The organism is Dermacoccus sp. UBA1591 (assembly GCF_002322065.1).
Taxonomy (GTDB): Bacteria; Actinomycetota; Actinomycetes; order Actinomycetales; family Dermatophilaceae; genus Dermacoccus; species Dermacoccus nishinomiyaensis.
The window spans coordinates 1-2,769 of sequence record NZ_DCNR01000088.1 but is presented as its reverse complement, the minus strand read 5'-3'; the positions used below and the strand labels follow the sequence as shown (position 1 = coordinate 2,769).

General features: G+C 70.6%; 2 protein-coding genes and 1 pseudogene. All 3 read right to left on the bottom strand.

Annotated features, from left to right (window positions below; translation table 11 throughout):
* Positions 1 to 72: 72 nt before the first annotated feature.
* Positions 73 to 924: a thioesterase family protein gene (locus tag B2284_RS09420; protein ID WP_074040247.1), complete on the bottom strand. Its 852-nt coding sequence runs from the start codon at positions 922 to 924 to the stop codon at positions 73 to 75.
* 166 nt (positions 925 to 1,090) lie between these two features.
* Positions 1,091 to 2,098, bottom strand: a complete 1,008-nt coding sequence (locus B2284_RS09415; RefSeq protein ID WP_235006302.1) for a thermonuclease family protein — start codon at positions 2,096 to 2,098, stop codon at positions 1,091 to 1,093.
* 148 nt (positions 2,099 to 2,246) lie between these two features.
* Positions 2,247 to 2,769, bottom strand: a pseudogene (locus B2284_RS09410) (lysine--tRNA ligase); the annotation flags it as partial.

Below are 2,769 nucleotides of genomic sequence, written 5' to 3'. Positions count from 1 at the left end.
ATCGACGAGGTCATCCACCACCACCTGCAGGCGGCGTCCGACGCGTCCTGACGTCGTTGGTTCGCGTGTACGTCAGCCGAACAACGCCACCGTCTGACGACTGATGGCGACGAGGGCGCCGCTCGCGGGGTCGTAGATGCGCGCCCCCGAGTGGGCGTAGCCGTCGTGGGCGGCGTCCGTCGTGACGTCGTACCACCACGTCGTCACCGGGTCGGACGAGACGGGCGCGGTGAACTCGAGTGTCCACGTCATCGTCGACATCGGGGCCGGCGAGTGCAGCATCTGCCCCGCTGCCGGCGGCCACGCGTCGATGAGCGTGACGAGGTGCGCGACGCTGAAGTCGTCCGTCAGCTCGCGGAATCGCATGTAGCCGGTGAGGTCACCGTCAGTCGCTGCGGAGAACGGCAGCACCCCGCTGGCCGGGCGCAGGTCGACGCGTGCGATGAACTCGGGCGTGAACGGCTCGATGTACGGAATGGCCTCGAGCATCTCGAACGCCGGGCGCGTGACTGCGTCGAAGGTCGGATCGAGCGCCACCTTCGAGTCGCGTTGCGCACCGAACGTCAGCAGGGCGATGGCGCGGACGGTGCTCTCGCCGGAATCGTCCGGCTGCACGAGGCGCGCCTCGACCTGCGTCGCCGACTTGCCCTGACGCAGCACCTCGACGCGCACCTCGGCCGTGCCGGCGGAGGCCGGTGCGACGAAGTTGACGGTGAGCGAACGCAGCGACGTCGGATCCGCGGCCAGCTCACCGAGCACGCGGGCGACGAGGGCGCCTGCGACGACGCCACCGAACGTCGCCCGACCCTGCCCCCAGCCCGCCGGAATCGTGACGGCGCCCTGCCGCGCGGCGGCGGTGAGTAAGACGTCGATGTCGTGCTGGTTCTGTTCGCCCGGCGTGTTCGAGGTGGTGGTGTCGCTCATGACGCCATCGTAGGAGTCGATCGGCCTTGTGTGGGCTGAGTCATACCGGCGAGTAATCCAGGGGGTGGCGGGGCGTGGCCGGGCCCTTCCCACCCATGGCGCGCGCCTGCATCGGCCGGCGTCGAGCAGGGCGGCCACCAGGCCGACGTGGTGCGCTGCGGTCAGGTCAGTCGTTCGCCATGCGCCACCCTGCGGCGATGGCCTCGGCCGCGGAGCAGAACATGCGCTCCCCCTTGCTCGGCGTGATGACGGTCTTGTCGTACGTCGCCGAACCGGGCGCGTGCGCGATCTTGGCGCCCTTCGAGTTGATGTTGCCCTTGATCGCGCACGCTCCGCCGCTCGAGCCGGCACCGGCCGGCGACGATGGAGCGGCTGGCACCGCCGACGCGACGGGCGTCGAGGGTGCCGGCGCAGCTGACGTCGACGCAGCAGCGCTCGAGCCTGCGTCATCCTGGTGAAAACCGTTGCACGGCGGGCCCCACGTGCCGCGGTGGGCGTTCTTCGCCTGGTTCTGCGCCGCGAGATATTCGAGGCGGTGCTGGTACGGCCCGTCGTACGTGTACTCGCGCCCATAGCCACCCTCGATCTGCGCGAGCGCGACGTTCGTCGTCCCGCCGACGAAGACGTGACGCAGCAGGCGGCCGTACTTGTCGCGATCGCCCTGCGACGAGTCCGCCGCGAGCTGCACCTGCTTGCTCTGCACGAGCGACTGCATGTGACTGCTCGCCTCCTTGCCGAAGCACTGCACGGGCGTGTTCGGCTTGCGCGTCTCGGGGGTGTCGAGGCCGATGATGCGGATCTTCTCGCGCTTTCCGTCGATACGGACGGCGATGGTGTCGCCGTCGATGACGCTGACGACGTCGTACGCCGCTCCCGGACCCGTCCCGGCGCCCTGCCCGTGCGTGTCGCCGCCCTTCGCGGAGCTCGACGTGGCGTCGGACGCCGGCTTCGTCGATGTCGAGCCACTGTCGGCAGGCGTGGGCCCTGACGCTGACGCGCGCGACGAGCCCGACGCCGAGGGCGCCGGCTGCGTGCCGTTCGACGAGGACGCCGTGGGCGACGCGCTCGTCGCCGAGTGCGATGCGTCCGACGAGGTGCCGCAGGCCGCGGTGCCCGCGAGGAGCGCAGCCGCGCCCAGGCTCGTCACGGCTCCGCGGATCGTCGTCATCGTCATCACGCGCGTCAGCGTAGACGTCGACACCGACAACGCGGCCCGATCGGGGCGCAGAAGCCCGTCACTCCGGCGTTGGCTGACCCGATCACCGGCCCCGCCCGGCACGACGAATGTGGACGAAAATCGCCGATGGGTACGGAGCCGACCGTCAGGGGGTGACGAGTTCGCGCAGACGCTGCGGGCCGACGGCGAGCAGCAGCGTCGGAAGACGCGGGCCGGTCTCCTTGTCGATGAGCAGCATGTAGAGCAGCTTGAAGAACTCGCGCTGGCTCGCGCCGAGGGCGGCGGCCGTCTCGGGGTCGGCCTTGCGGTCGGGTCGGAAGTCAGCGCCCTTGCCGATCTGCACCTTCGGCACGCCGTAGACCTGCGTCGTCAGCCCGTCGAGCGACCACGCGTCCTCGATGCGCGGCAGCCCCTGCTCGCCCGGCACGTCGAGGCCGTCGAGCAGGATGCGTAGGGCGGCCTTCTGCTCATCGCTGGCGGCCGCGAGGGCGTCGGTGTTCTTCGTCTCCCGCACGACCGTGCGTTCGTCGTCGGGCATGTAGCGCGCGACCCAGTTCTCGACGTTCGTCAGGCGCGGGCGCAGCGCGTCGAGGCTCGACGGGGGGTTCGCCGGGTCGAGCGTGCCGACGATGCGCAGCGTCTGCGTCTCGTCACCCGTCGTGATGTCG